At 51.9% G+C, this 25,820-nt stretch carries 27 protein-coding genes; 16 read left to right on the top strand and 11 right to left on the bottom strand.

Features of this window, described 5'->3' with window-relative positions; genetic code table 11:
• Nucleotides 1–30 precede the first annotated feature (30 nt).
• The 5 genes from dapC to dapE all read left to right on the top strand — a co-directional run bounded on the left by dapC (nt 31) and on the right by dapE (nt 4,574).
• On the top strand, nt 31–1,203 hold the full coding sequence (dapC, locus tag ACJJIM_RS13940; protein WP_444911259.1) for a succinyldiaminopimelate transaminase: 1,173 nt from the start codon (nt 31–33) through the stop codon (nt 1,201–1,203).
• Nucleotides 1,204–1,277: 74 nt separating this feature from the next.
• A complete protein-coding gene (gene nth, locus ACJJIM_RS13945) occupies nt 1,278–1,946 on the top strand; it encodes an endonuclease III (protein ID WP_444911260.1) in 669 nt (222 codons plus the stop codon).
• A gap of 2 nt (nt 1,947–1,948) precedes the next feature.
• Entirely contained in the window at nt 1,949–2,293 is a 345-nt protein-coding gene (locus ACJJIM_RS13950) for an ArsC family reductase (RefSeq protein ID WP_444911261.1), read from the top strand.
• 21 nt (nt 2,294–2,314) lie between these two features.
• A complete protein-coding gene (gene dapD, locus ACJJIM_RS13955; RefSeq protein WP_444893179.1) occupies nt 2,315–3,346 on the top strand; it encodes a 2,3,4,5-tetrahydropyridine-2,6-dicarboxylate N-succinyltransferase in 1,032 nt (343 codons plus the stop codon).
• A gap of 94 nt (nt 3,347–3,440) precedes the next feature.
• A complete protein-coding gene (gene dapE / locus ACJJIM_RS13960) occupies nt 3,441–4,574 on the top strand; it encodes a succinyl-diaminopimelate desuccinylase (protein ID WP_444911262.1) in 1,134 nt (377 codons plus the stop codon).
• 69 nt (nt 4,575–4,643) lie between these two features.
• On the opposite strand, the gene ACJJIM_RS13965 is transcribed toward dapE, so the two are convergent.
• Nucleotides 4,644–4,787 (bottom strand): hypothetical protein, encoded by a 144-nt coding sequence (locus ACJJIM_RS13965; protein ID WP_444911263.1) that lies wholly within the window; start codon nt 4,785–4,787, stop codon nt 4,644–4,646.
• A 157-nt stretch (nt 4,788–4,944) separates the two neighbouring features.
• Between ACJJIM_RS13965 and ACJJIM_RS13970 the strand changes: the two genes are divergently transcribed.
• From ACJJIM_RS13970 to ACJJIM_RS13990, 5 genes are all read left to right on the top strand, one after another.
• A complete protein-coding gene (locus tag ACJJIM_RS13970; protein ID WP_444911264.1) occupies nt 4,945–5,676 on the top strand; it encodes a cupin domain-containing protein in 732 nt (243 codons plus the stop codon).
• 19 nt (nt 5,677–5,695) lie between these two features.
• On the top strand, nt 5,696–6,562 hold the full coding sequence (locus ACJJIM_RS13975) for an SDR family oxidoreductase (RefSeq protein WP_413662827.1): 867 nt from the start codon (nt 5,696–5,698) through the stop codon (nt 6,560–6,562).
• Nucleotides 6,563–7,025: 463 nt separating this feature from the next.
• Complete coding sequence (locus tag ACJJIM_RS13980) at nt 7,026–9,101, top strand: S9 family peptidase (RefSeq protein ID WP_444911265.1); 2,076 nt, start codon at nt 7,026–7,028, stop codon at nt 9,099–9,101.
• Nucleotides 9,102–9,269: 168 nt separating this feature from the next.
• On the top strand, nt 9,270–11,324 hold the full coding sequence (locus tag ACJJIM_RS13985; protein WP_413662829.1) for a S9 family peptidase: 2,055 nt from the start codon (nt 9,270–9,272) through the stop codon (nt 11,322–11,324).
• Nucleotides 11,325–11,625: 301 nt separating this feature from the next.
• Complete coding sequence (locus tag ACJJIM_RS13990; protein WP_444911266.1) at nt 11,626–13,308, top strand: histidine kinase; 1,683 nt, start codon at nt 11,626–11,628, stop codon at nt 13,306–13,308.
• Nucleotides 13,309–13,611: 303 nt separating this feature from the next.
• Here ACJJIM_RS13990 and ACJJIM_RS13995 read toward each other — a convergent pair whose 3' ends face one another.
• The 4 genes from ACJJIM_RS13995 to ACJJIM_RS14010 all read right to left on the bottom strand — a co-directional run bounded on the left by ACJJIM_RS13995 (nt 13,612) and on the right by ACJJIM_RS14010 (nt 15,943).
• The gene (locus tag ACJJIM_RS13995) at nt 13,612–14,073 is read right to left on the bottom strand and encodes a Spy/CpxP family protein refolding chaperone (protein ID WP_413662831.1); all 462 of its coding nucleotides are present in this window, start codon (nt 14,071–14,073) and stop codon (nt 13,612–13,614) included.
• 266 nt (nt 14,074–14,339) lie between these two features.
• On the bottom strand, nt 14,340–14,708 hold the full coding sequence (locus tag ACJJIM_RS14000) for a hypothetical protein (RefSeq protein ID WP_413662832.1): 369 nt from the start codon (nt 14,706–14,708) through the stop codon (nt 14,340–14,342).
• A gap of 6 nt (nt 14,709–14,714) precedes the next feature.
• Nucleotides 14,715–15,257 carry a flavodoxin gene (locus ACJJIM_RS14005; RefSeq protein ID WP_413662833.1) on the bottom strand — a complete coding sequence of 181 codons (543 nt, stop codon included), beginning with the start codon at nt 15,255–15,257 and terminating at the stop codon, nt 14,715–14,717.
• Nucleotides 15,258–15,478: 221 nt separating this feature from the next.
• A complete protein-coding gene (locus tag ACJJIM_RS14010) occupies nt 15,479–15,943 on the bottom strand; it encodes a Spy/CpxP family protein refolding chaperone (protein WP_413662834.1) in 465 nt (154 codons plus the stop codon).
• Between the two features lie 168 nt (nt 15,944–16,111).
• Here ACJJIM_RS14010 and ACJJIM_RS14015 point away from each other — a divergent pair, with 168 nt between their 5' ends.
• The 3 genes from ACJJIM_RS14015 (at nt 16,112) to ACJJIM_RS14025 (ending at nt 18,969) form a co-directional block, all read left to right on the top strand.
• Nucleotides 16,112–16,816, top strand: coding sequence for a response regulator (locus tag ACJJIM_RS14015; RefSeq protein WP_413662835.1), 705 nt, complete (start codon nt 16,112–16,114; stop codon nt 16,814–16,816).
• A gap of 10 nt (nt 16,817–16,826) precedes the next feature.
• The gene (locus ACJJIM_RS14020; RefSeq protein ID WP_413662836.1) at nt 16,827–18,203 is read left to right on the top strand and encodes an ATP-binding protein; all 1,377 of its coding nucleotides are present in this window, start codon (nt 16,827–16,829) and stop codon (nt 18,201–18,203) included.
• An 88-nt stretch (nt 18,204–18,291) separates the two neighbouring features.
• Complete coding sequence (locus ACJJIM_RS14025) at nt 18,292–18,969, top strand: SRPBCC family protein (RefSeq protein ID WP_413662837.1); 678 nt, start codon at nt 18,292–18,294, stop codon at nt 18,967–18,969.
• A 67-nt stretch (nt 18,970–19,036) separates the two neighbouring features.
• On the opposite strand, the gene rluB is transcribed toward ACJJIM_RS14025, so the two are convergent.
• The 6 genes from rluB to ACJJIM_RS14055 all read right to left on the bottom strand — a co-directional run bounded on the left by rluB (nt 19,037) and on the right by ACJJIM_RS14055 (nt 23,999).
• Nucleotides 19,037–19,903, bottom strand: coding sequence for a 23S rRNA pseudouridine(2605) synthase RluB (gene rluB, locus ACJJIM_RS14030; RefSeq protein WP_413662838.1), 867 nt, complete (start codon nt 19,901–19,903; stop codon nt 19,037–19,039).
• Nucleotides 19,900–21,021 carry an SMC-Scp complex subunit ScpB gene (scpB, locus tag ACJJIM_RS14035; protein ID WP_413662839.1) on the bottom strand — a complete coding sequence of 374 codons (1,122 nt, stop codon included), beginning with the start codon at nt 21,019–21,021 and terminating at the stop codon, nt 19,900–19,902. The genes rluB and scpB overlap by 4 nt, the downstream gene beginning before the upstream one ends.
• 10 nt (nt 21,022–21,031) lie before the next feature.
• Nucleotides 21,032–22,054, bottom strand: a complete 1,023-nt coding sequence (locus ACJJIM_RS14040; RefSeq protein WP_444911267.1) for a segregation and condensation protein A — start codon at nt 22,052–22,054, stop codon at nt 21,032–21,034.
• A 53-nt stretch (nt 22,055–22,107) separates the two neighbouring features.
• Nucleotides 22,108–22,731 carry an L-threonylcarbamoyladenylate synthase gene (locus tag ACJJIM_RS14045; RefSeq protein ID WP_282933701.1) on the bottom strand — a complete coding sequence of 208 codons (624 nt, stop codon included), beginning with the start codon at nt 22,729–22,731 and terminating at the stop codon, nt 22,108–22,110.
• A gap of 92 nt (nt 22,732–22,823) precedes the next feature.
• The gene (locus ACJJIM_RS14050) at nt 22,824–23,780 is read right to left on the bottom strand and encodes a PHP domain-containing protein (protein ID WP_444911268.1); all 957 of its coding nucleotides are present in this window, start codon (nt 23,778–23,780) and stop codon (nt 22,824–22,826) included.
• Between the two features lie 75 nt (nt 23,781–23,855).
• Nucleotides 23,856–23,999, bottom strand: a complete 144-nt coding sequence (locus ACJJIM_RS14055) for a hypothetical protein (protein WP_444911269.1) — start codon at nt 23,997–23,999, stop codon at nt 23,856–23,858.
• Here ACJJIM_RS14055 and ACJJIM_RS14060 point away from each other — a divergent pair.
• Genes ACJJIM_RS14060 through ACJJIM_RS14070 form a run of 3 tightly spaced genes read left to right on the top strand, consistent with a single transcriptional unit; the run spans nt 23,977 to nt 25,741 of the window.
• Nucleotides 23,977–24,696 carry a VC0807 family protein gene (locus ACJJIM_RS14060; RefSeq protein ID WP_282933704.1) on the top strand — a complete coding sequence of 240 codons (720 nt, stop codon included), beginning with the start codon at nt 23,977–23,979 and terminating at the stop codon, nt 24,694–24,696. The genes ACJJIM_RS14055 and ACJJIM_RS14060 overlap by 23 nt on opposite strands.
• Before the next feature lie 34 nt (nt 24,697–24,730).
• Nucleotides 24,731–25,030 carry a YciI family protein gene (locus tag ACJJIM_RS14065; RefSeq protein ID WP_444911270.1) on the top strand — a complete coding sequence of 100 codons (300 nt, stop codon included), beginning with the start codon at nt 24,731–24,733 and terminating at the stop codon, nt 25,028–25,030.
• Nucleotides 25,031–25,060: 30 nt separating this feature from the next.
• Entirely contained in the window at nt 25,061–25,741 is a 681-nt protein-coding gene (locus ACJJIM_RS14070) for a TIGR04211 family SH3 domain-containing protein (RefSeq protein ID WP_282933705.1), read from the top strand.
• The last annotated feature ends 79 nt before the right edge of the window (nt 25,742–25,820 follow it).

Consider the following 25,820-nt stretch of genomic DNA (forward strand, 5'->3'; position numbering starts at 1 on the left):
CGAAAAAACGCCCGAGGCCCGCTCACGACCATGAACCCAAATCTGGAACAGCTGCAGCCCTATCCATTTACCAAGCTGCAAGCCCTGAAAGAGGGCCTCCAAGCGGCGGACAAGCCGCATATTGCACTGTCCATCGGTGAGCCCAAGCATGCGCCACCAGAGTTTGTCAGTGCAGAGCTTGTTCGGCACCTAGACAAGCTTGCCGCCTACCCACTGACCAAGGGAATAGAGCCCCTGCGGCAGGCGATCGCCGATTGGCTGAGCCAGCGCTTTCAGCTATCCAATGTGAGCGCAGATAGCCAGGTGCTGCCGGTGAACGGGACCCGGGAAGCACTTTTTGCATTCGCCCAGGCGACCGTTTCCGCAGGCAGCAAAGTCCTGATGCCCAATCCCTTCTACCAGATCTATGAGGGCGCGGCCCTTCTCGCCGGGGCGCAGCCGCACTTTATTAACTGTGTGGCAGAAAACCAATTCAAACCAGATTTCACCTCGGTGCCGGAATCGGTTTGGCAGCAATGCGAATTGCTTTACCTCTGCTCTCCCGGCAACCCCACCGGCGCTCTTCTCGAAGCTGAAGATTTCAAACAGCTGATAGAGAAGGCAGACCGCTACGATTTCACCATCGCCTCCGATGAATGTTATTCGGAGCTGTATTTTGACGAGTCATCACCGCCGGTAGGACTATTACAGGCCTGCGAGGAAATGGGGCGAACTGACTTTCGCCGCTGTGTAGTATTCCACAGCCTATCAAAGCGCTCGAACTTACCCGGGCTTCGTTCGGGCTTCGTCGCCGGTGATGCCGATCTGCTGCAAAAGTTTTTGCTCTATCGAACTTACCACGGCTGCGCCATGCCGCTGCCCAATCAATATGCTTCGATCGCAGCCTGGCAGGATGAGGAACACGTCCGCCAGAATCGCGCGCTTTACAGTGAAAAGTTTTCTTCAGTTCTCGAAATTCTCGACGGCTGCCTAGAGGTACAACAGCCACAGGCAAGCTTTTATCTATGGCCCAAGGTCGAGGATGGTGAGCGTTTTGCCAGGGAACTCTATGAGGCGCAAAATATCACGGTACTTCCCGGTGCATTTCTCGCCCGCGATAGCATCGGCTTGAACCCCGGTCGCGAGTATGTGCGTCTGGCACTGGTAGCGACACTGCAAGAGTGCATCGACGCAGCGCACCGCATAAAGGCATTTTGCAGGTAAGGCCAACTCACTTTTCAAGAACAACTGACAACTCGAGCACATACAGGAACTCCACGCCCAGGCATATCTTAACAATGGCAGTAAAAAATCTACTCAAGCAAGAGCGCGTCACTTATATTTTGCAGCGCCTGGAGGAACTCTACCCGGAAACTCCCGTTCCTCTCGATCACAATGACTCCTACACCCTGTTGATTGCGGTACTCCTATCCGCACAATGCACCGATGAGCGTGTCAACCAGATAACCCCTGCGCTCTGGCAGCTGGCAGACAACCCCAGCGATATGGCGCAGGTCCCAGTAGAGGAGATCCAAAAAGTCATTCGCCCCTGTGGCCTCTCACCGCAAAAATCCAAAGCCATCAGCAAGCTCTCGCAGATCCTGATCAACGAATACCACGGCGAAGTGCCCGAGAATATGGCCGCGCTGGAGACCCTGCCCGGGGTCGGACACAAGACGGCGAGCGTGGTTATGTCACAGGCTTTTGGGCACCCAGCGTTTCCCGTCGATACCCACATTCACAGATTGGCCCAGCGCTGGGGCCTGACGAATGGCAAAAATGTCACCCAGACAGAAAAAGACCTGAAGCGGCTGTTCCCAAGAGACAAGTGGAATAAATTGCACCTACAGATTATTTTCTACGGTCGCGAGTTCTGCTCTGCGCGGGGCTGCGACGGCACCGTCTGTGAAATCTGCACAACCTGCTACCCCAACCGTAAAAACCCAAAGAAAACCAAAAAGGCGTAACCGTGATTACTCTGTACGGCATTAAAAACTGTGACACCGTAAAAAAAGCCCGCAAATGGCTGGAGAAAAATGGAGTCGATTATCGCTTTCACGATTTTCGCGTAGACGGCATGGAAGATGTCCCCCTACAAGCATGGCTGGATAAATTTGGCTGGCAAGAGGTCCTAAATCGCCGCTCAACGAGCTGGCGTGAACTGAGCGATGAACAGAAAAACGAAATGGACAAAGCACTCGCCTTAGATCTGGCCAGTGCGACCCCTACCTTAATCAAACGCCCGGTCACCACCACCTCAAAGGAAACCCTTTTCGGTTTTAAAGAGGCGACCTTCGAACAACTGCAAAGCTAGTCGAATTAGGAGATAACCACCATGAGCAATATTTACAGCATCGGTTTTGGTGTCGGCACCTGTAACAGCAAGGGCGACTGGCTCGAAGTTTATTACCCCAAACCCCTGTTTAAACCCAGCGCAGAAATCGCTAACGCAGTTACTGAAACTCTGGGCGTGGCAGAGGGAAATCACAGCCTGCCTCTGGACTCCACCCAGCTACAGAAATTAGCCGATGCTCTCCACAGTGCAGGCGCCGCTGACCAGGCCGAAATCCTGCAGCAATTCGCCAATTCTCAAAGACCACTCGCAGTAGTTATTTTGGCTACTGACGAAGCCCCGCAGTCCGTGCCGGAGGCCTACCTAAAGCTACATCTTCTCTCCCACCGTCTGGTAAAACCCCACGAGACCAAACTCGATGGTATTTTTGGCAAGCTGGTTAATGTCGCTTGGACCAACCAGGGGGCCATCGATCTCGAGGAATTACCGCAGCGACAACTGGATGCAAGACTCAAAGGCGAGTACCTGGATGTCTCCTGCGTTGATAAATTCCCCAAAATGACCAACTACGTAGTACCGGCTGGGGTTCGTATCGCACACACCGCTCGAGTGCGCCTGGGCGCATACCTTGGGGAAGGCACCACAATCATGCACGAGGGCTTTGTTAACTTTAATGCTGGCACCGAAGGGCCCGGTATGATTGAAGGCCGTATTTCCGCCGGGGTATTTGTCGGCGCCGGTTCCGATCTCGGTGGCAGCAGCTCCACCATGGGCACGCTTTCCGGCGGCGGGAATATCGTTATCTCGGTAGGCGATAACTGCCTACTCGGCGCTAATGCCGGCATCGGCATTCCCCTTGGCGACCGCTGCACAGTAGAAGCTGGGCTCTACATTACCGCTGGAACTAAAATCGCCCTGCTCGATGACAGCGGCAAGCTGGTAGAGCACATCAAGGCCAGAGACCTGGCCGGAAAATCCGATTTACTATTCCGCCGTAACTCCACTAATGGTGCAGTGGAATGTCTCACCAACAAGAGTGCTATCGAGCTCAATGAAGCTCTACACAGCAATTAAAATTGCACAGTGCGGAACTTCAGTTCCGCACTGCTGCATCCCACCCCTCTAGCCGCCTCTTTGCGGCCCATCTCCCTATACAAGGAAAGCCCAAGTGACTCCCACCCTCCAACTCGCTTTCGACCTGATTCGCCGCCGCTCTGTCACCCCCGAAGATGCGGGGTGTATGGACCTTATGATCCAGCGCCTGGAAAAAATAGGATTCCAGGTAACAAAATTGCGCAGAGGTGACACCGATAATTTTTGGGCAGTACGCGATGGCTCTAGTGAAGGCTCCCTGCTCGCCTTTGCCGGACACACCGATGTCGTACCCACAGGCCCAGAAGAAAACTGGAGCTGCCCCCCGTTCGAGCCTGAAATTCGCGACGGTTTTCTATATGGCCGCGGTGCGGCGGACATGAAGGGTTCCCTGGCAGCCATGGTGGTTGCCTGTGAGGAGTTCATTGCGGCACACCCAGACCACATTGGTCGCATAGCATTTCTGATCACCAGCGACGAAGAGGGCCCCGCAACAAACGGCACCGTTAAGGTTGTCGAGTGGCTCGAGGAGCAGAGAGAAAAGATTGACTGCTGTATCGTCGGCGAGCCATCCAGTAGTGAACGGGTTGGCGATATTATAAAAAATGGGCGCAGGGGCTCACTCGGCCTGGAACTAAAAGTTCTCGGCACCCAAGGCCATGTAGCCTACCCTCACCTGGCCGAGAATCCGATACATACCCTGGCCCCTGCTCTCGCCGAGCTCGCTGCCGAAGAGTGGGACCAGGGGAATGAATTCTTCCCCGCAACCAGCTTCCAGGTTTCCAATATCAATGGCGGCACCGGCGCAACCAATGTTATTCCCGGCGAAGTGGATTTACTCTGCAACTGGCGTTTTTCCACTGAATTAACAGCCGAAGACCTTGAGACTCGGGCCCGCGCAATCCTGAATAAGCACAACCTCAAATACGAGGCGAATTTTAAATTATCCGGATTGCCTTTTCTCACTGCCGCAGGCCCACTGGTTCAGGCAACCCAGCAGGCAATTCTCACCATCACCGGGGAAAAAACGGAGCTATCAACCGCCGGCGGCACTTCCGATGGCCGTTTTATTGCCCCTACCGGAGCCCAGGTCGTAGAACTGGGACCGGTAAATGCCACCATTCATAAAGTGGACGAAAGGGTTGAGGCCGACCACCTGGATATCCTCAAAGATATTTATCGGGAAGTCTTAAAAGAGCTACTCACTTAAATTGATCCGCCCCCCTAGAGGCTCGAAAAGGGCGAAAGCTCAAAGTATTCTTTTGAGAGGCCCCGGCTTTCATGGCTGGGGCAGTAAAACTCCAGTAGGTTTATCTTGCCAACAATTGGCTACCTCTTGAATATTACTATTCAGCATATTTGCCAACTCTGCCAATACAACATCCCATTGCTCCAGACCGTGCAGGGTGTCTCGGGCCGACACAATTTATCGAGAGCAACATCTATCGCCAAGTTGGATTAAACTACTAAATGAGTTGCGGCAGAAATACTTAGTGAATCGCGCCGACGACCACCAACCGCTCACTGATTCTCGAGTCGCGCGGCTCCTGCCACCAACTCGAGCCCTCGAGAAAGACGCCATGAAAAGCGTAATCAAGTTGGACCCGCACAACCCAAGTGGCGAAGGCCTTGAGTCCTGGGCTGTCATCCCTCCCTCTTTTCTTACCGGCCCGACACCTATCCAGCGAGGGTATAAAGCCTTTGAGCGAAACGGCCTCTGCACTGGGACCTGGGATTGCTCTGGCGGAAGCAGCACAGGGCTCAATCCCTATCCACTCTTTGAGTTCATGCTTCTGATCGAGGGCCACGTCGGCATTATCGACGAAACAGGACACAAAGAAGTTATCTCTGCTGGAGAGCCATTTTTCCTCCCGCAAGGCCTTAATTGCGCATGGGACATGCCGGTATACTACCGCAAGTACTTTATCAATTTATTCAATGATGAGTATCCTGCAGAGACTGATCCGTCTAAGCTGAGAGTCGTGCGCCCGCTTCCAAATATTTCAGAAGACGACTGCAGAGAGACCAGTCTCAGCGCTCTAGAGCCACACCAAGCCCGGCATCTGGCATACGAGTCTGGTGATGGCAGGATCCAGGCCGGCACATTAATATCCGGCCCTTGTCATTGCGATATCACAGATTTCAGTCGGAGCGAGCTGATATGTATGCTGGAGGGGTCGGTACGGGTCACAACATCAAACGGCGAGGAGACCTTCCTCGCCGGTGATAGCTTCTTCATACCATTGAATGCCCCGGTAGGGTGGCACGCCGACAAACCTTTTCGCGCATTCTTTTGCGCAGTCTGGCCCTGAGTATCAATGGATCACATCGATGACTGTCCTCATCTTTGGCGGCTCAGGAAACGTCGGCCGGGCCCTCATTCCGATCTTATATGCGAGTGGAGCAAAGATCCGGGTCGCCACACGATCGACTGCCTATGCCGCAAGTCTCCCCGATGATATTGATACAGTCATTGCCGATATGGACGACCCTTCCACCCTGAGGTCCGCATTTAAGGGAGTTGAGAGTGTCTTTCTTCTCATCGCAAATAGTCCCAAGGAGACTCATCAAGGCCTCTCCACACTGGCGATCGCCGCTGAATCACCCCCCAGGCACATCGTTTATCTATCGAGCGATCTTGCAGTTCGCGCACCGATGATTCCCCATGCGGGTGGAAAATTCGCCATTGAAACAGCGCTGCGAGCAAGTGGGATCGCGCACACGATACTACGGCCCACCTACTTCGCTCAGAATGATCTTATTCAGAAGGATGTAATCACTGCAGGTGCTTATGCAACGCCGTTGGGGCCCCACCCGGTTGCACGTATTGATATCCGTGATGTTGCGCTCGCAGCAGCGTCAGCACTCTTAGACATAAGGGCGAAGAACGAAGTATTTCTTTTGTCGAGTTTGGATGCCCCTAACGGCAATGAAACCGCCGCACTCTGGTCTATAGCACTAGGTCACGCCGTCATCTACCCTGACCTAACGCCGGAAGAATTTGCCAACAGCATCGAAACCATGGTGCCTCCGTGGCTGAATTTCGATCTTCTGGTCATGCATCGCTGGTTCAAAACAAACGGCCACCCAATCCATCAGGAAGATCTCGAGGCTCAAGCCGCACTTTTGCCGCAGGGTCCGCGAAGCTATCGAAGTTTCGTAGAGGAAACGGCCAACACATGGCAGAGTGAAACCTAAAGCCACCAAGTACCGTAGCTCACCTCCTTTTCAATACAGCCGCTATTATCGTAGTGGTAGGTCACCCTTTGTTCCGTTAGCCCAATACACACCCAGGTCCCATTAGAACCGTGCCCACCAGAATTGTGGTTACCGAATTAGAACCCGAAAAACTACTATTCACACAGTGTGACGAAATGGTTGGGATCGACCAGTTTGATACTCTCAAAGATATTTATCGGAAAGTATTAACATAGCTACTATTTCGATTAATCTGGCTTATTTTACAGGCTCAAAAAAGACGAAAGCACCAAGTTTAATTTTGATCTACCCCGGCTTTCCTTTTTGAGAAAGTAAAACTCCAAAAGGTTTATCCGCCAAATAAACTGACTATCCCTTCAATACTACACTTCAGCGTATTTATCCCCTCTGTTGACACCCCTTCGGTATGCTGTATCTAACAAGAAAAAGGAGCTCACGGACCATGGATAGGTTTATAAAGTTTATTGCTGCGGCAGTTATTGCAAGCCCGGCATTTTCCACCCACGCAAATACAAATGAACATTCACCCAATTTTAGCTACGAGGATATTTTCGACCTGGAGTACGCCAGCGACCCACAGTTTGGCACTAACGATAAAAATATTTATTACGTGCGCAACTCCCTGAACAAAATGGCAGATACCACAAGGGCAAACCTCTGGTATATCAGCGATGATGGCAAAGATCATCGCCCCCTAACCTCGGGAGATTTTCACGACCACTCGCCACATCTATCTCCAGATGGAAAAACCATTGCCTTTATCAGCGACAGGAGTGGAAAGCCCCAGATACATTTGTTGTGGCTAGACAATGGTAAAAGTGAGCAAATTTCCCATCTACCCAAAGCCCCATCAAATATCCAGTGGTCCCACGATGGTCAGCATATAGCCTTCACCATGTTCGTGCCCGAGAACAAACCGCTGCCAGTGGAGCTTCCCACACCACCAGAAGGGGGCGAGTGGGAGGAAACACCTCAGTTTATCGACAAGAGCTTGTATCGCATTGAGGGCCAGGGATACTTAGAGCAGGGTAATTCACAGGTTTTCATGATTTCCCATGAAGGAGGCACTCCCCGTCAGCTCACCAGTGGGGACTACGAGCACAACAGCCAGCTCAGCTGGGGCAAAAATAATAAGGCCATTTACTTTTCAGCAAATCGCCACCCAAATCATGAAATTGAACTGCTGGATTCAGAAATTTACAAGGTAAATATCAACGATGGAAATATTGAGCAAGTAACCGAGAGATTTGGCCCCGATTTTCAACCTCAAATCTCACCCGACAGAAGAAAGCTGGCATATTTAGGCTATGAAGATCAGCGGTTTTCCTACCACCAAAACACTTTGCGAGTGATCGACCTCGCTAGTGGAAAAAACCAGCTAATAAAAACTGCCAGCGATCGTAGCGTTTCCGATTTTCAGTGGCTCGCTGACAGTAAGCGTATTGCTTACAGCTATGACGATCATGGCTCAACCAAAATTGCCATTAAGAAAATTGGCGGAAAGGAAACCTTGATAGCGGATGACGCTGGTGGACTGACACTAGGCGCGCCCTATAGTTTTTCAGATTTTGCTGTCTCCAAACTTGGAAACGTAGTTTATACCCGAACCACACCTCAAATTCCCGCAGAACTTGCAATTTCTCGTGGCGGTAAGATAAAAACTCTCACGGCGATCAACAGTGATTTGATACCTCTACGCAATATGGCCCATGTGGAAGAGATCAACTATAAATCCAGCTTCGATGGTCGCAATATCCAGGGCTGGATCGCCTACCCCCCAAATTTCGACCCGCAAAATAAATACCCCCTGTTACTTGAGATTCACGGTGGCCCACTATCTAACTACGGCCCGCGCTTTTCTGCCGAAATGCAGCTATTTGCCGCCGCAGGCTATGTCGTGCTCTACACTAACCCTCGCGGCTCTACCAGCTACGGCAATGAGTTTGCCAACCTGATCCATCACAACTTCCCGAGCCAGGATTACGATGACCTAATGGCGGGTGTCGATGCAGTTATCGCCCAAGGCTATATCGATGAAGATCAATTATTTGTCACAGGTGGAAGCGCCGGCGGCACACTGACAGCCTGGATTATTGGTAAAACTGAACGATTCAGGGCTGCGGTAGTTGTCGCACCGGTAATCAATTGGGAGAGCTTTGTTCTAACTGCCGATTACTCCAAAATATTTACTCGCTACTGGTTTTCCGGGATGCCTTGGGAGGCCCCCGAGGAGTATCGACGCCGCTCTCCACTCACATATATTGGCAATGTCACTACACCGACCATGCTATTGACTGGAGAAAACGATTATCGCACCCCGATATCTGAGACCGAACAGTTTTACCAAGCACTCAAGTTAAATGATGTAGAGGCGGCTATGGTGCGCCTTCCAAACACATCCCATAACTTTTCTGATAGACCCAGCAAGAGAATCTCTAAAGTAGCCTCGACCCTTTACTGGTTTGATCAACACAAACCCGATAGAGAAAATGAAAGCGAGGACTTGGCAACCAACTAATTCAAAATTTTACAGGCATATTCGGCCAAATAATGGAGTAGCAGGTCAGCCACCCTGCTGCTCCATCACGGGTTATCCCATCGAGCACACCAGTCAACGAATCACTCCCTTTACCCCCCTTCCTCAGGTATCCTCTAGGAAACAAAAAGGAGGAGCCTAAAGATCATCATGAACCGGCTAATAAAAATTGTCGCAGCGATGTTTATCGCCAGCCCTGCGCTCGCTGATAACCAACTACCTAATTTTAGTTACGAGGATGTATTTAACCTCGAATACGCGAGTAGCCCTCAGTTCAGCAGTGACGGGAAAAGTATTTATTACGTCCGCAACTCAATGAACAAAATGAAAGACGGCAAGCGCGCGAACCTTTGGCGTATCGGTACCGATGGCAAAGATCACCGCCCTCTGACCTCTGGAGACTACTCCGATTACTCCCCACAGCTATCCCCAGACGGGAAGACCATCGCTTTTATCAGCACCCGCAGTGGCAGCCCACAGATCCACCTGCTGTGGTTAGATAATGGCCAGGATCTGCAGATTACTCACCTGCCAAAATCCCCCTCAAATATCCAGTGGTCACGGGATGGAAAGCAAATAGCTTTCACTATGTTCGTACCGGAAAGCAAACCTCTGCCAGTACAGCTCCCCAGTGCCCCGGAAGGCGCAGAGTGGGCTAAGCCACCACAGTTTATCGACAGCAGCATTTATCGTTCAGATGGCATGGGCTATTTAAAGCAGGGACATGTACAGGTTTTTGTGATTCCTCGAGAGGGCGGTACTCCTCGCCAGCTTACCGAAGGTGAGTACGATCACCACAGCAGTCTCGCCTGGAGTAAAAATAATAGTGCAATTTACTTCTCAGCCAATCGTCATCCCGATCACGAAATCGAGCTGATGAACTCGGAAATTTACAAGGTGAGCCTAAAAAACGGCAGTATCGAGCAGATTACCGAACGTTATGGTCCCGACCATCACCCGCAGATGTCTCCTGATGGTTCAAAGCTGGCCTATTTAGGCTTTGTAGATCAGAAGCTAGGATACCAGCAACATACTCTGCACATCCTGGATATCAATAGCGGGAAGTCCCGTAAAATAAAAACAGCCAAGGATCGCAGCATCTCCAATTTCCACTGGCTGGACGATAGCAAGCGAATTGCCTATAGCTACGACGATCACGGCTCCACCAAAATAGCCATCAAGAAAATTGGTTCCGGCGAAACCCTGATGGCCAGCGACGCTGGAGGTCTGTCGCTGGGACGCCCTTACTCCGGTGCCAATTTTGCAGTCTCCAAACGCGGGGATATCGCCTACACACAAACAACCCCTCAGAGTCCCGCCGAACTGGCTCTAGCGCGCAACGGCAAAACCCAGGCACTCACCCAGCTCAATGGCGACCTGATGCCTCTGCGCGAGATGGCAAACATTGAGGAGATCAACTACAAATCGAGCTTTGACGGCCGAAATGTTCAGGGCTGGGTCGCTTACCCACCCAATTTCGATCCCGAGAAGAAATATCCCCTTCTATTGGAAATTCACGGTGGCCCTTTCTCTAATTACGGCCCCAGATTTGCCGCCGAAGTCCAGTTATTTGCCGCTGCTGGGTACGTTGTTCTATACACTAACCCCCGAGGCTCCACCAGCTACGGCCATGAATTTGCCAACTTAATTCACCATAACTACCCGAGCCAGGATTACGACGACCTGATCTCTGGCGTCGATGCTGTAATTTCTCAAGGTTATATTGATGAAGAGCAGTTGTTTGTTACTGGTGGCAGTGGCGGAGGCACATTGACAGCCTGGATCATTGGTAAAACTGACCGTTTTAGGGCCGCTGTTGTTGCCAAGCCTGTTATCAACTGGGAAAGCTTTGTCTTAACTGCCGATTATTCCAGGTTCTTTACCAACTATTGGTTCTCAGGGATGCCCTGGGAGAAACCTGAGGAATACCGCCGCCGCTCACCGCTCACCTATGTCGGAAACGTTACCACTCCCACCATGCTCTTAACCGGGGAAGAGGACTACCGCACACCGATGTCAGAAACAGAACAGTTTTATCAAGCACTAAAACTTAATGACGTTGACGCTGCCATGGTTCGCATACCAGGGGCATCCCACAGTATCGCTGCCAGGCCAAGTCAGTTAGTTGCAAAAGTTGCATCGATTTTATATTGGTTTGACCAGCACAAGCCTGATAGGGAAAGCGAAGATCTAGCAAGAAATTAACTATCGGCACTAGTTAATTTTAGCTAATCGTCTAGGCGGGCCTTCAAAGCCCGCTCTTTTTCACATTTGCCTCCTACTTCCTACCTAACGCATAATTAGCTTTAAAGTTACCTGACAAACTCCCTATATCTAAACCGGCCAAACCCCTAATCTTAATTTACCCTAAAACTCCACAATCAATATGATAAAACCCTTTTTCGCTGCTTTCGCAATAGTTTTACCTTTGCTCATCGCATGTAGCAGGAGTGAAACTAATATTGAATCGACAAACTCTATACCTAATCAACCTCAAAATGTTAATTTGAGTTTTAAGTCAATTAAACTCTTCGAGTTCAACTGGGATCATGTTGAAGGAGCGATCTACTACCGACTTCAAGAGAATCCTGATGGAGCTTCAGGGTTTAGTCAGATTGGAAGTGATATCCAGTACGAGGCAGGAAGTTATATCTTAGAAGTGCCGTTGCACTCCAGAGTAAACGCTCAGTATATCTTACAGGCCTGCAATAACCACGGGTGTTCCAACTCAGATATTCTTGCTGTTAATGACCCTCTTATTGATAGTATTGGTTACTTAAAATCAAGCGACTCTACCGAGGGTGAATATTTTGGAGGATCAATAGCTCTTAGTGGCGATGGCAATACTCTCGCTGTCGGAGCGCCAGGTGAATTACTCCGAACTGAAAATTCCAACCCTCCCGGAACAGTTTATATCTTTACGCGCAACAACCTTAACTGGACTGAACAGGCTTCGCTCCAAGCCAGTAATGCTGATAAGGGAGATTATTTTGGCCATTCTATTAGCTTAAGTAATGACGGCAATAAACTCGCAATTGGTGCTCATCGTGAAAATAGTAGTGCCACCGGAATCAATGGTGATCAAGGTAATAGTAGCTTTAACTCATTCGGATTTGGTGCCGTATATTTATTTAGCCGCACAAGCAACACTTGGACCCAGCAAGTTTATATAAAGCCCAGCAACAGTGATCTTGACGATGCATTTGGTTACTCCGTCAGCCTTAGTGGCGATGGCAAAACTCTTGCAGTCGGCGCTCGCGGTGAAGATAGTAGTAGTTCAGGCATAAATGGCGACCAAACTAGCAATGACCACTCTAAATCTGGCGCTGTATATATTTTCAATTACAACAAGAGCAACTGGAAGCAACAAGCCTATATAAAAGCTGGTAACACAGGGCCAAACAGCCAATTTGGAAGAAGTGTAAGCCTTAGCAATGACGGAAACACCCTAGCAGTTAGCGCCCCCTTTGAAAGTAGCGGAGCTAAGGGTATAAATAGTTTTCTACCCAGTTATAGCGCAGCCAGCTCTGGCGCCGTATATATATTCACCCGATCCGAAACCACCTGGACCCAACAATCTCATATTAAAGCCAGCAACAGTGATAAATACGATTTGTTTGGCTCTGCCATTCACCTGAGCAGCGATGCCTCTACTCTCGCAGTAGGGGCTATTGGTGAGCGTAGCTTTGCTACAGGTATTAATGGAAACCAGGAAAACAATGATGCCCTTGACTACACTGGAGCAGTATACATATTTGTACAAACAAATGCTGATTGGGTCCAGCAATCCTACCTCAAAGCCCACAATACCGAACTCAACTATGCAAACGGAGGCGACATATTTGGTTTCTCCGTTAGCCTCAGCGAAAATGGGGACACTCTTGCAGTCGGAGCTCTCGGCGAAGACAGCCATGCCAGTGGTATTAATGGTGATGAGCAAGATAATAATGCCCAGGACTCTGGAGCAATTTATATATATACACGTTCAAATACTACCTGGAGCAAAGGAGCTTATATCAAGTCAAGTACAACGGAAAAAAATGATGAATTCAGCCATTCTGTAAGTCTCAGCGCAGATGGAAATACACTTGTAGTGGGCGCCCCTGGTGAAGATAGCAATGCCACTGGTATTGGTGGCGATAAGAAAAACAACGGTAACCCTAATTCAGGTGCTGTATTTATCTACTAATTTGTAGTTATTAAAGATTGATCCGAAAGGATTTCATCATTAGCTGGTTTAGATCCAATGAAATTTTGAATCTTGCTATCACAGGCTTAAACTACAACTCTCTCGGTCAAGAGTAATCCATGCATCCGCGCGGTGTATTTCTGACGGAGAAGGTTGTAGTTTAATTCCTTAGTCATTGATTTAAAGAGCGGCTCTAATTCAAAGCCGCGTTATGAACTACGACCAGCTGCTGTAGATGCAGCTGGACCTGCTACACCTCAAACTACCTGGTGCAACATTAAAGCAGTTAAACTATGCCCACTCTTAACTGTGATCGCGATATGCCTTCCACTTCTTCATATGACGATCCTTTTTTTCAGCCTTCAGGGTTTCCAGCTTGGCGAGCTGCTCATCTGTTAATACAGATTCAAATTGAGTGCGCATCTGGTTGCGGCTCTGCATTTTAGCGACTTCCAGTTTGCCAATCTTGGCCCCCAGGCTTGCCAGTGTCTGCTGATCGGCACCGGAACGTATTGCTTCACGCAACTCTTCATACGCTTTGTGCATTTCTTCGCGCTTAGCTATTTTTCCTTCACGGTTGGACTCGCGAAGCTCCTTCAGTTGATCCTTTTGAGCTTCCGTCAGGTCCAGCTCTTTAGCAATTTTTTCTGGTCCATGGCCGCGACCTTCCATACGTCCTTTACCATCACATGCCATACCAACGGCTGGTACTGCTACAACGCCAGCCAAAGCCAAACTACCTACTACAGTTTTCCAGTTTTTCATCGTTCAACCCTCTCGTTTGCATTCAGTAAGTACATAGTAAGTGGGCGCCGTGTAAACGGGGGATAACTGTGGTAAACCTTTGTTAAGAACTCACAACAAGCGCTTTTTATAATAAATACAGTTTACAAAATGCACCGACTGTAAAAAAATTTTCAAATTAATGGTTGTGAAGGGAAATAAAAGAGAGGGATAGAATTTAAGTTAGAAATTTAATCCGGAAGTTATACAGGCCTGACTAGTATAACTTCCACAAGATCAAAATCGTTTTAATGGAGAGCGGCTGAGGAGGGATTTTGTTTCGTATCCACATCTTCCAGTGAGTGAGTCAGAACAAAGTAATAAACAACCTGTTCGCGCCCCTGGACTTCTGCTATCAGGTCAAAGTTGTACTCTCCCCGCTCCCCGGGAGAAATACGCACAGCGGCTATATGTTCAGGCTCAATAAACAGCTCGGCGACGGGTCGTTTACCGCGCATTACCTGAACCAACTTGGTACGGGCATCTTCAGCGGTGAAGCGCCAGTGGTAGTCATCATCATCGTATACTACCGAATCACTACTTCCGGCCCTGACGATGCAATTTGTATGCTCTGCCAGCCAGGGCCAAAACTCGCTGAACAACAGGGAGCTTTTCATAGCGAATCAGTCATCCAACTCAAGAACATCACTATCAAGCGCAAGCTCTTCAGCTATTTGCCGACACCAGCGATTCAGCCGCTCTGTGGTCATCTCTTCCTGCTGGTCTTCATCAATAGCCAGGCCGACAAACTTTGCTTCACCTTCGACTTCAGCTTTTGAGGCTTCATACTCGTAGCCTTCAGTGGACCAGTGACCGACTATAGTGGCTCCTTTTTCCACAATAACATCGTGGAGCATGCCCATCGCATCCAAGAAATAGTCGCCGTACCCAAATTGGTCTCCCAGGCCAAATAAAGCGACGGTCTTTCCGCTAAAATCGATTTCCTGCACATCCTCCCAGAACTCTTCCCAGTCAGATTGAATCTGACCAAAGTCCCAGGTAGGGATTCCAAAGATAAGATACTGATAATTAGCAATATCCAACTGGGTGACATCGGCAATATCAAACAGGTCTACATTGTCTTCGCCAAGGCGGGCGCGGATGCGCAAAGCTACAGACTCGGTATTACCCTCATCACTGCCATAGAACAAGCCGATTTTACTCACAGTCAACCCTCTCCGCCCAGTCCGGGCCGCTACATACTAAATTACAAGGCGGCGTATTCTCCCAGCAATAACCGGGCTCAGCAAGTTACCTATCTGATCAGGTTTCGGCAGGCATAAAGAAAAATGCCCCCGGGGCAGCGGGGGCTAAGGGTTATGAACCTGCTGGGCCTTGGGGAAGGGTGCACCCAGCGGATCGCACAAGGAGTCTTTGGTTGGGGGGCCTAGGACTCTGAATCCTGGCTTGCAGAGCTTTCATCGCGCCGTTTCATTTGGCGCGCTTTGCGCTCACTCTTTAGCTGCTCTAGCTTGGCCTTCTGCTCATCAGTCAGAATGGCCTTAAACTGTTCTTTCATTTCGTTGCGGTTCTGCATCTCCAGAAGCTTTAGCTTGCCTAGCTCTTCGCCCAATTGATCCAGTGTCGCCTGGTCAGCGCCCGACTCAATCGCCGCATTTAATTCCTTGCGCAGCTCGATCATTTGCTCGCGCTGTGCCATTCTCGCCTCTCGGTTGCTCTCCCGGTTGGCCTTTAACTGTGCCTGCTGGCCTTCGGTCAACTCAAGCTGGCGGACCATATATTCAAATCCGCGCCCCTGACCACCTTCACCACCGCCGAAAGCAAGTGCCGCAGGGGCAACCAGAACACCTATCAAGGCCAAGCTTCCCATTGCTTGTTTCCAGTGTTTCATTCCTACTTCCTCATGTTCGCGTTCAGTGACTACATAGTAAGCCCAGCTTGTGTAAACGGGGGAAAACGCCGGTAAACATTTGTTAAGAACGGTAAAAAGCCCTATCGCCAGCGGTAACCAGCGCCAGCGCTTTGCATATAATGGCCACACAGAAACTGAGAGAACGCCATGAGCCGCATCCTTTTAATCGACGATGACACCGAACTCACCGACTTGCTAAGGGAGTACCTTACCGGAGAGGGTTTTCAAGTAACCGCAGCCAATGATGGTGGCCGGGGACTAGAACTCGCTCAGAGCGAGAGCTTTGACGCTCTGGTTCTGGACGTCATGCTGCCCGTTCACAATGGCTTTGAAGTACTGCGCAAACTTAGGGAGGAGGCTTCAGCAGCAAGCCGCTCCCTACCGGTTTTGATGCTTACTGCAAAAGGGGACACTGTGGATCGTATCGTCGGCCTGGAAATGGGTGCCGACGACTACCTGCCCAAACCCTGCAATCCCAGGGAATTGGCGGCCCGACTGCGCGCAGTACTCCGCCGCGGACGAGTCGAAGCTGAAGAGAGCGACGACACTCTTAGCAGCGGCCAGATTCGACTACTGCCTGCAGAGCATCAGGGTTATTGGAACGACCAGGCTTTGGCTCTGACCGGCGCAGAGTTCGCCGTGCTCAAGGTACTGGTTCAGCATGCCGGCGAAGTGGTTGGCAAAGAGGTTCTCACTGAAAGTGCCCTTGGCCGTAAGCTGATGCCCTACGACCGCTCCATTGATGTCCATGTCAGTAACATTCGCAAGAAGCTCGCGGATAAAGGTGCCAGCCGCGACCTAATTATCAATATCCGAGGTGCCGGATACATGCTCACCCAGAGCAAGCAGTAGGTTTTCCACGATGCGCAGTCTCTTCTGGAAAATGTTCTTTGGGGCCTGGATCACCGCCATGGTGATGGTTGTAGCCGCCATTTACATTACCCACTTCGGTGAATTCGGCGATCCCCGACAAGAGGAACGCTGGGAGGGCCCCGCCCTATTTCGCGAGGTCATGCGAAATATGCGAATCGCCCGCCGTCACGGTCCCGAACAATTCCAGCACTGGCTCGAGAAAGCCCCCAAAAAAGTCAAACGGCGGGTTTATGCGGTTGATCAACAAGGCAACGACATCCTCGGTCGCGAAGTGCCATCAAATATGGGCTCGTTGATCGACAGTCTTGATTACCGCAATCGCGAAGCTCACAAACTGGTAAATAACAAGCCCACTGTAGGCTTCTTTCTACCACTGCGCACCGGAGACCCCCTGCGTATCGTCGTCGTTGCTGGGGATAGCAAGGAAGGCCTATTGCTGCGCTTCCTGTGGCGCAACTTTTGGCCGATGTTACTGCTTTCCATGATCGCCTCGGGCCTAGCCTGCTACTGGTTGGCCCGCTACCTGAGCCGCCCTCTTGAACAGTTGCGCGCCGCCACCAAGCGCGTGGCTGCCGGCGAACTGGACTACCGCGTGACTCCATCCCTGAAGTCTCGGAATGATGAACTGACTGACCTGGCCCTGGACTTCGATTCTATGACTGCCCAGCTTCAGGAGTCGATGTCCGAGCAGCGTCGCCTGATCAAGGATGTCTCTCACGAACTGCGCTCGCCATTAGCGCGCCTGCAAGTGGCATTGGCCATCGCCCGCCAAAAGCAAATTAACGGGCTCGATACAGAACTGGATAAAATCGGCAAGGCAGCGGATTACCTGGAAGATATTATTGCCGACGTGCTATCACTTCCTATTAGCAGCCAGGAGCAGCGCCCCCTGGATGACGTAGTGGAAGTAAATGCCCTGATAAGCGCCCTGGCGGAAGACCTCCACAGCGAAGCTGCTGACAAAGACCTATCCTTTGAAATTCGTTCCGAAGGGGAAGAGCTCCTTGTCGCAACCCGGGGCAGCTCCCTGACCGCTGCCCTGGAGAACATCCTGCGCAACGCAATCAAGTACAGTCCCGAGCACGGCCGGGTCAAGGTGTCGATTAAAGAATCCTCAGAATCCTGCACTATCTCAGTCATTGACTCAGGTTCCGGCGTGGCAGATGAGGAATTGGAGGCTATTTTCCGCCCCTTCTATCGCACAGATAGTGCACGCACCCGGGAAAGTGGTGGCTTTGGACTGGGACTCGCTATCGCCCAGCGCACCATCCTACATCACCAGGGAAGCATCAGCGCCAAAAACAGTCGGGATGCGGGCCTGTGTGTTGAGATTAAGCTCCCCCTGCTACATATTGCCGACGATTAAGCATCGCAGCAGCTAATATAAGCATCTCTACCGCCAGAGTTTTCTGGCGGTTGCTTCCTTGCACCCGCAAATAGCAAAGGAACCCGCTATGCGCTGGATTATTTATATTCTTATTGCCTTGGTAATTCTCGTGCTCGCGGGATATTTATTCCCACGCGAAGTCACTGTTCATCGCAGCGTATTTATCAACAAACCGCCACAAGTGGTTTTCCCCTACGTTAATAATTTCCACAAATTCAACGAGTGGTCCCCATGGCGCCATATCGACCCCTCGGTACTCTATGAGTACAGCGGTCCCCTGGAAGGCGTCGGCGCCAAAATGAGTTGGCGCGGCGAAAACTCCAAAGCCGGAAGCGGTAGTCAAACTATCTTCGCCAGCAAGCGAGATTCTGTAGTCGCCACCAAGCTGGATTTTGGTGATGGCAGCCAGGCCACGGCAGAATTCCAGCTGGAACCAAAGGATGGCGGCACCCTTCTTACCTGGAACTTCCACAGCGATACCGGCGGTGGTCCCAGAGAACGCTGGATGGGCTTGGCAGTGAAAAAAATGGTGGGAGAGTCTTATGAACAAGGGTTGGAAAAACTTAAAAACCTGGTTGAAACAGCACCGGAAAATAGCACCTCCGACGGAACCTCCACCGATTCAGTTTCAGATATTCCATCCGATGTAGATGATGCAATGGGTGATGGCCCTCAGGGTGTCCCCAGTGAACTGCGAGACCAGAATGAAGAGGAAGCAGGAGAAACACCGGAAAACCAGCAGTAACACTCAGCAATTAAGAGTAGCGATTACTGAAATACAAAAAAGCCCGCAATTTGCGGGCTTTTTCTGTTTAAACCGACTTCGGTCGATTGCGTCGCGCGGCTGGCGCCGGTGACTTGCGCAACTTCCTGCGCTGGCGCTCCAGGTTTTGTTTCTCACCCTGGGTCAATGGGCGCTGGCCCAGTTTCGGCATTCCCGCCGTTACGCAGAGGTCATCGATCTCGCGGGGCTCCATCTCAATCCACTGCCCGACGCGCACATGGGAGGGAATAAAGACGCTGCCGTAGCGCACACGCTTCAAGCGGCTAACTCTAACTCCCTGGGACTCCCACAGACGACGCACCTCGCGGTTGCGGCCCTCCATCACTACGCAGTAGAACCAGCGGTTTTTACCTTCACCACCACTCTCTACGATGTCGGTAAAGCGCGCCGACCCATCATCCAACAACACGCCCTTGAGCAGACGCCGCCTCATTTCCTCATCCACATCACCCTGGATTCGAACCAAGTATTCGCGGTCGATTACCGAGGAGGGATGCATTAATTTATTGGCCAGCTCTCCGCTATTGGTAAACAGCAGCAAACCACTGGTATTGAAATCCAGGCGCCCAACAGAAATCCAGCGGCCGGTTTTCAGTCTCGGCAGGCGATCGTAGACCGTCGGGCGGCCTTCCGGGTCGTGGCGGGAGCATATTTCTCCAACCGGTTTGTTGTAGAGTATTACCCGGCAGCGATTCTGCTCTGCCGAAGGCAGCCGGCTACCATCAAACTCGATAAGATCCGCGTCAGTTACGCGCTCGCCAAGCTCCGCCACTTTTCCATTTACGGTTACGCGGCCCGCATCAATTGCGCGCTCCATTTCACGGCGCGAACCGAGGCCGGTGCGCGCTAATACTTTCTGTAATTTCTCGCCTGCTGGCGGGGTGCCATCACTCATGGGGTGGTGCTTTCCACTTGTACTACTTCTTTGGAATCTTCATCGACATCAGCATTTGCCTCCACCGACTCCTCGGCGACCTCTTCAGCTGTGTCGTCTTCGGCAAACATACTGCTGGGTGGTAACGTTGCCGTTAGAGAGTTCTCGCTCTCTTCTTCTGCTTGCAGCGATTCAGCGCTGCTTCCCTCATCACTGTGAAGTTCACTCTCTTCACTTAGATCAACATTTACATCCAACTCCGAATTACCTTCAGAGTCTTCCTGCTCCATTTCCCACTGGATCTCTGCTGCCGCAGTTTCCACTGGGTCTTCCTCTGCATCCGTCTCGGCGGGCGCTACTTCGCGGTCTACTTCGGACTCGGACTCGGCGCCTGATGCTTCAGCAGCAACTTCCTCAGCCAAAGCTTCTACCAGGGCATCGTCTATATCTTCATGTTCGGCCGCAGTGGCTTCAGTAGAGGGTTCTGCCTCGGAGCCTCGCTCTGACTCAGAGTCTTCCGAAGCACTATTGTCCACCTCGGACTCCCCCTCCTCGGGAACCGGCTCTGGAGGCAAACCTTCCTGTTCCAGAATCTGGTTCAGACTCTCGATATCGCGGATCTCCGCCAGAGTCGGCAAATCATCCAGGGTGCTCAAATTAAAATAATCGAGAAACTCCCGGGTTGTTGCGTAGAGAGACGGCTTACCGGGCACATCCCGCTGCCCCACAACTTTAATCCAACCGCGCTCCAGCAGGGTTTTAACAATATGCGAGCTCACCGCAACGCCGCGGATATCCTCGATATCACCACGGGTTACCGGCTGTCGATAAGCGATAATGGCGAGGGTCTCCAAGGTTGCACGGGAATACCGTTGCGCCTTTTCCTCCCACAGCCGATTCACCCATGGAGCCAGGTCTTCCGGCACTTGAAAACGCCAACCACTCGCGACTTTCTTCAGTTCAAACCCTCGGTCAGCACAACTCTGGGCGATTTCTTCAAGCACATCTCTCAGGGTAGTCTTGGAGGGTTGCTCTTCCTCGTCCAGCAAAGACAACAGTTTTTCTTCACTGAGAGGCTGGCCAGCGGCCAACAGGGCGCCTTCGACGATTTTGCGCAGTAATTCGGGGGCGATTGTCATCTTCTATTTTCTAACTCGAATACATTTCCGACGCTTTATCCGAGGCCTCTACAGCGCCCTCTGGATCTTCAACCTCTTCGAGAGTCTGATCCTCAAGCTCGCTGTCAGCACCGTCTTCGCTTTCACTGCTGTGGGTAGCAGCGCGAGCGCGCACGTGGATCGGGCCAAAAGCTTCATTCTGCACCAGCTCCACCAGTGACTCTTTTACCAGCTCCATCACCGCCAGGAAGGTCACTACGACACCGAGGCGACCCTCCTCAACGGTAAACAGGCTTACAAAGGGCACAAACTGGCCGTGGCGGATCTTATCCAGCACCTGGGTCATACGTTCGCGGGTGGACAACTTCTCCCGCTCAACCTGGTGGCTCTCAAACATATCCGCACGCCGCAGCACATCAGCCAGGGCGACCAGGACTTCTTTCAAGTCAATTTCAGGGTCGGGGCGTGTGATACTGCGATCGGGAGCCTCTGCATTGGCCTGATGGACATCCCGGCCAACACGGGGGATTTCATCGAGATCCTCAGCCGCAGTTTTGAAACGCTCATACTCCTGCAAACGGCGAATCAGAGCCGCCCGGGGGTCCTCGCCTTCTTCCTCCTCCGCTTCAGGCGGTCGCGGCAACAGCATCCGCGACTTTATTTCCGCCAACATAGCGGCCATTACCAGATACTCGGCGGCCAAGTCAAAGCGAATTGCCGTCATCATCTCCACATACGCCATATATTGATGGGTAATGTCGGAGACGTTGATCTCGAGAATATCCAGGTTTTGGCGGCGAATCAGGTATAGCAGGAGATCCAGAGGCCCCTCGAAAGCCTCCAGAACAACTTCCAAAGCATCTGGTGGAATAAAGAGATCCTGCGGGAGGTCGTTAAAGATTTCGCCCTGCACCAAAGCCAGGGGGAAATCCTCATCCGAGTCCTGGCCCTGCGATTCCGCATCGCCAGCCTGGGCAGGAGCTTCATCATCGCTCGCCGCAACCTCGGCCAGCACTTGCTCCTCGACCTCTGCTAGTAACTCATCACTGGACACCCTGCCCCACCCTCAATCGTGCAAACGCGCGATTATACACGGCGCCGCAGCTTTCAGCCGAGTATTTCGTCAGTTGCCCCACATCCTTGGCGAATCAGTTGGGGCTCATCACCCGTCAGGTCGATCACGGTGGTGGGCTCCAATCCGCAGAAACCGCCATCGATAACCAATTCCACCTGGTGCTCCAGGGTATCGCGGATATCGTAAGGTTCGGTTAGGGGCTGTTCTTCGCCGGGCATAATCAGGCTACAGCTCATCAACGGCTCGCCCAATTCTTCAATCAGGGCCAGGGCGATGGGATTATCCGGCACGCGAATACCGATGGTCTTGCGCTTCGGATGAATTAACCTGCGCGGCACTTCGGCGGTCGCCGGCATAATAAAGGTATAGGAACCCGGCGTATGATTCTTTAACAGCCTAAACATCTGGTTGTCGACCTTGGCATAGGTCGCCAGCTCCGATAGGTCTCGGCACATCAATGTGAAGTTGTGCTGCTTGTCCAGCTGGCGCACTCCTCGAATGCGCTCAACCGCCAGCTTCTCTCCCAGTCGACAGCCTATGGCGTAAGCTGAATCGGTGGGAAAAACAATAACGCCCCCTTGGGCGACGATCTCTGCTGCCTGAGTGATCAGGCGGCCTTGAGGATTATCCGGATGAATCTGAAAAAACTGCGCCACAAAGCCCCCCAAAAGCCTTACCGATTGAAAATACCTCACTGCCATCCGCCAGGCTTAAAGCCGGACGATGGCCCCCAATTCACAAGCCGGAATCAGGGCAGCGAAACGTGACCCCGCTGTTCCCGGTGCAGAGTGTGCCACAGATTCCACACCGGCTCGACGTCTGCGGGCAACCTGACACAACCCAATTCACGCCAGGGCTGCTCCGGCTGGTGAAAATCGCTGCCAAGAGAGCAGTGTGGCATCGATTTGCCCGCCGCTTCCGCGGCCGAGAGTAACAATTTCTTTAACTCTCGGGTCTGTGTCGGGTTTTGCCGACCGCACAGCAACTCTATCGCATCCCCATTTTTTTCAAGAAAAGCTCCCAGCAGTCGCAATAACTGGGTGCGGGTCAATCCGTACTTAAGCGGGTGGGCCAATACCGCACAACCGCCGGCACTGTGAATAGTAGCGATGGTCTCACCCAACTGGGGCCACTCAACTTTCACATCTCCTACTTTGCCAGCCCCCAGGTAACGCTTAAACGCCTTACCGGTATCATCTATATGCCCAGCTTCCACCAGCCATCGTGCAAAATGGGGTCTACCCAGTACAGAGTCGCCCGCCAGGGCGCGCCCACCCTCCAAGGCACCGCTAAAGCCACGCTTTTCCAGCTTTTCCGCGATACGCTCTGCCCGCTCCTCGCGCAACTGCTCACGAAGTTGAATGGCTTCTTGCAGAGGCCCCGATTCGGGATTGATGTTCAGGCCTACAATATGTACGGGTCTACGCCCCCAAAGACTGGAGAACTCAATCCCCGCCACCACATCTACGCCCAAACAGTCACCTTCCTGCTGAGCCTCAGGCACACCATCCACCGTATCGTGGTCGGTCAGGGCGAGCATCGTCACACCTTGGGATTTCGCTCTCGACACCAGCTGCGCAGGACTTAAAATACCGTCAGACGCGGTACTGTGGCAGTGCAGATCTACCAGGTCTGTATTCAAATCGGCTGAAAGGGTCTTCAACAACAGGCTCTCACTCAGTTCGGCGATGAAAAAGATCGCCATATCCGTCTTTTCAGGAACAATCGCCCTATTGCGCTGTCTATGCGGCACTCGGCGTTTTCAGGGATAAGGCCCGGACTAGTAGTCACTCACAGGTGACTCGCCAGGGCCGAAGTCTGACAGTAGTTTTGTCAGCGGGGAAATTGAACGGGCTATCAGCCCCATCAGTTTCCAGCGGGCATTATCACCGGAATTGAGTATGACCGAAACGAATTCGACCACGACATCTCCCGAGAAGCCTAAAAAGGAAGGGTTTCTCAGCAATATCGCCTTCAATGTCATTATTCCGACATTGATACTGACCAAGCTTTCCGGGGATGACTGGTTGGGCCCAACCTGGGCATTGATAGTGGCCCTGGCCTTCCCGCTGGGCTATGGCCTTCGCGACCTGCTGCGCCTGGGCAAGGTCAATTTCTTCTCAGCCCTCGGGTTTATTGGCATCCTGCTCACTGGCGGCATCAGCTTGCTCAAGCTGGACCCGCAGTATATTGCGATTAAGGAAGCTGCAATCCCTGGCCTACTGGGTGTTGCAACGGCACTATCCGTTTATACCCGCTGGCCGCTGGTCAAAACCCTGCTTTACAACGATCAAATCCTGAATACGACAAAGATCGCCGAGTCATTACAGGCCAATGGTAACCAGCCAGCCTTCGACCGCACCTTGCGCCAGACTTCATGGATCGTTGCCGGGTCATTCTTTTTCTCCTCGGCGCTGAATTACATTCTCGCCAAAATGATCGTCACCAGCCCGCCGGGCACAGAGGCCTACAACACCGAGCTGGGCGAAATGACCGCCTATGGATATCTGGTTATTGCGATCCCATCAACCCTGATTCTGATGGGAGCTCTCTTTTTCCTGTTCTCCCGTATCGGCAAGCTGACCGGGTTGAAGCTGGAAGAAGTGATGGTCGCGCAATAACACCTAAAAAAAACTAACAAGAGCATTCAAAACAATGTGGTACGCAATCATCAGTGAAGATGTTAGCGATAGTCTCCCTTTACGCAAAAAAGCCCGCGCCGGTCATTTGGCCCGACTCAACCTTCTCAAAGATGAAGGTCGTCTCCTGGCTGCCGGTCCAAACCCCAGCATCGACAGCGAAGAGCCCGGTGAAGCCGGCTTTACCGGCAGCCTGGTAATTGCTGAATTCCCCTCTTTGGAGGAGGCCAAAGCCTGGGCTGACAGTGACCCCTATATCGAAGCAGGTGTCTATGCGTCGGTTACAGTCAAGCCCTACAAGCTTGTACTGCGCTGATAAAAACTCTAACTAACAAGCTGCATCACAATGAAGAAATTACTGTCCGGTGTGCTCGCCGTAGCGCTGTTGAACTCAGCGCCAGCAGCACTTGCAGCGGAGACCCGCTATATTACCGACCAACTTCACGTGCCCATGCGCTCTGGCAAAGGCAATGAATTCCGGATTCTGCACCGCGGCCTGGCCAGTGGTACCGAACTGGCCCTACTCGAAGATGCCGCCTCGGACGGCTGGGCAAAAGTGCGCACCCCCAACGGCACTGAGGGCTGGATCAGGCGCCAATACTTGGTCAGTGAGCCCGTGGCAAAACTAAAGCTGGCAACTGCAGAAGCCAACCTGGCCCGCTTTGAAAAAATGGAAGGTAACCTGGGGGGAGAAGTTCGCCGGCTGGAGACAGAAAACGGCGAACTGAATAGCGCCCTGACCTCTGCCCAGCAGCAGAGCCAGGAATTGGCCGCCGAACTCAAGAGCCTGAAGTCCCTTTCTGCCGACGCAATTTCGCTCAACGATCGCCATCAAAAGCTCCTGCATCAGTACGAATTGCTGAAACAGGAAAAAAGCATGGCGGAAGCGGAAATTCAGCGCCTGTCCGGTAGCGATGCCCGCAAGTGGCAAGTGTACGGTGCCCTATCCGTTGTATTAGGCGCTATTCTGGCGATGATTGCCCCCCATGTGCGCCCACGCAAACGCAATTCCGAGTGGGCCAACTGATCTCCCTCGCTACAACCAAAATCGCTTACTATACGACTGCGGGAGTGCTGAGAAGCGCCCCGCAGGCAGCGATACCCAA

Source organism: Microbulbifer maximicatervae (SeqCode) (genome assembly GCF_052467615.1).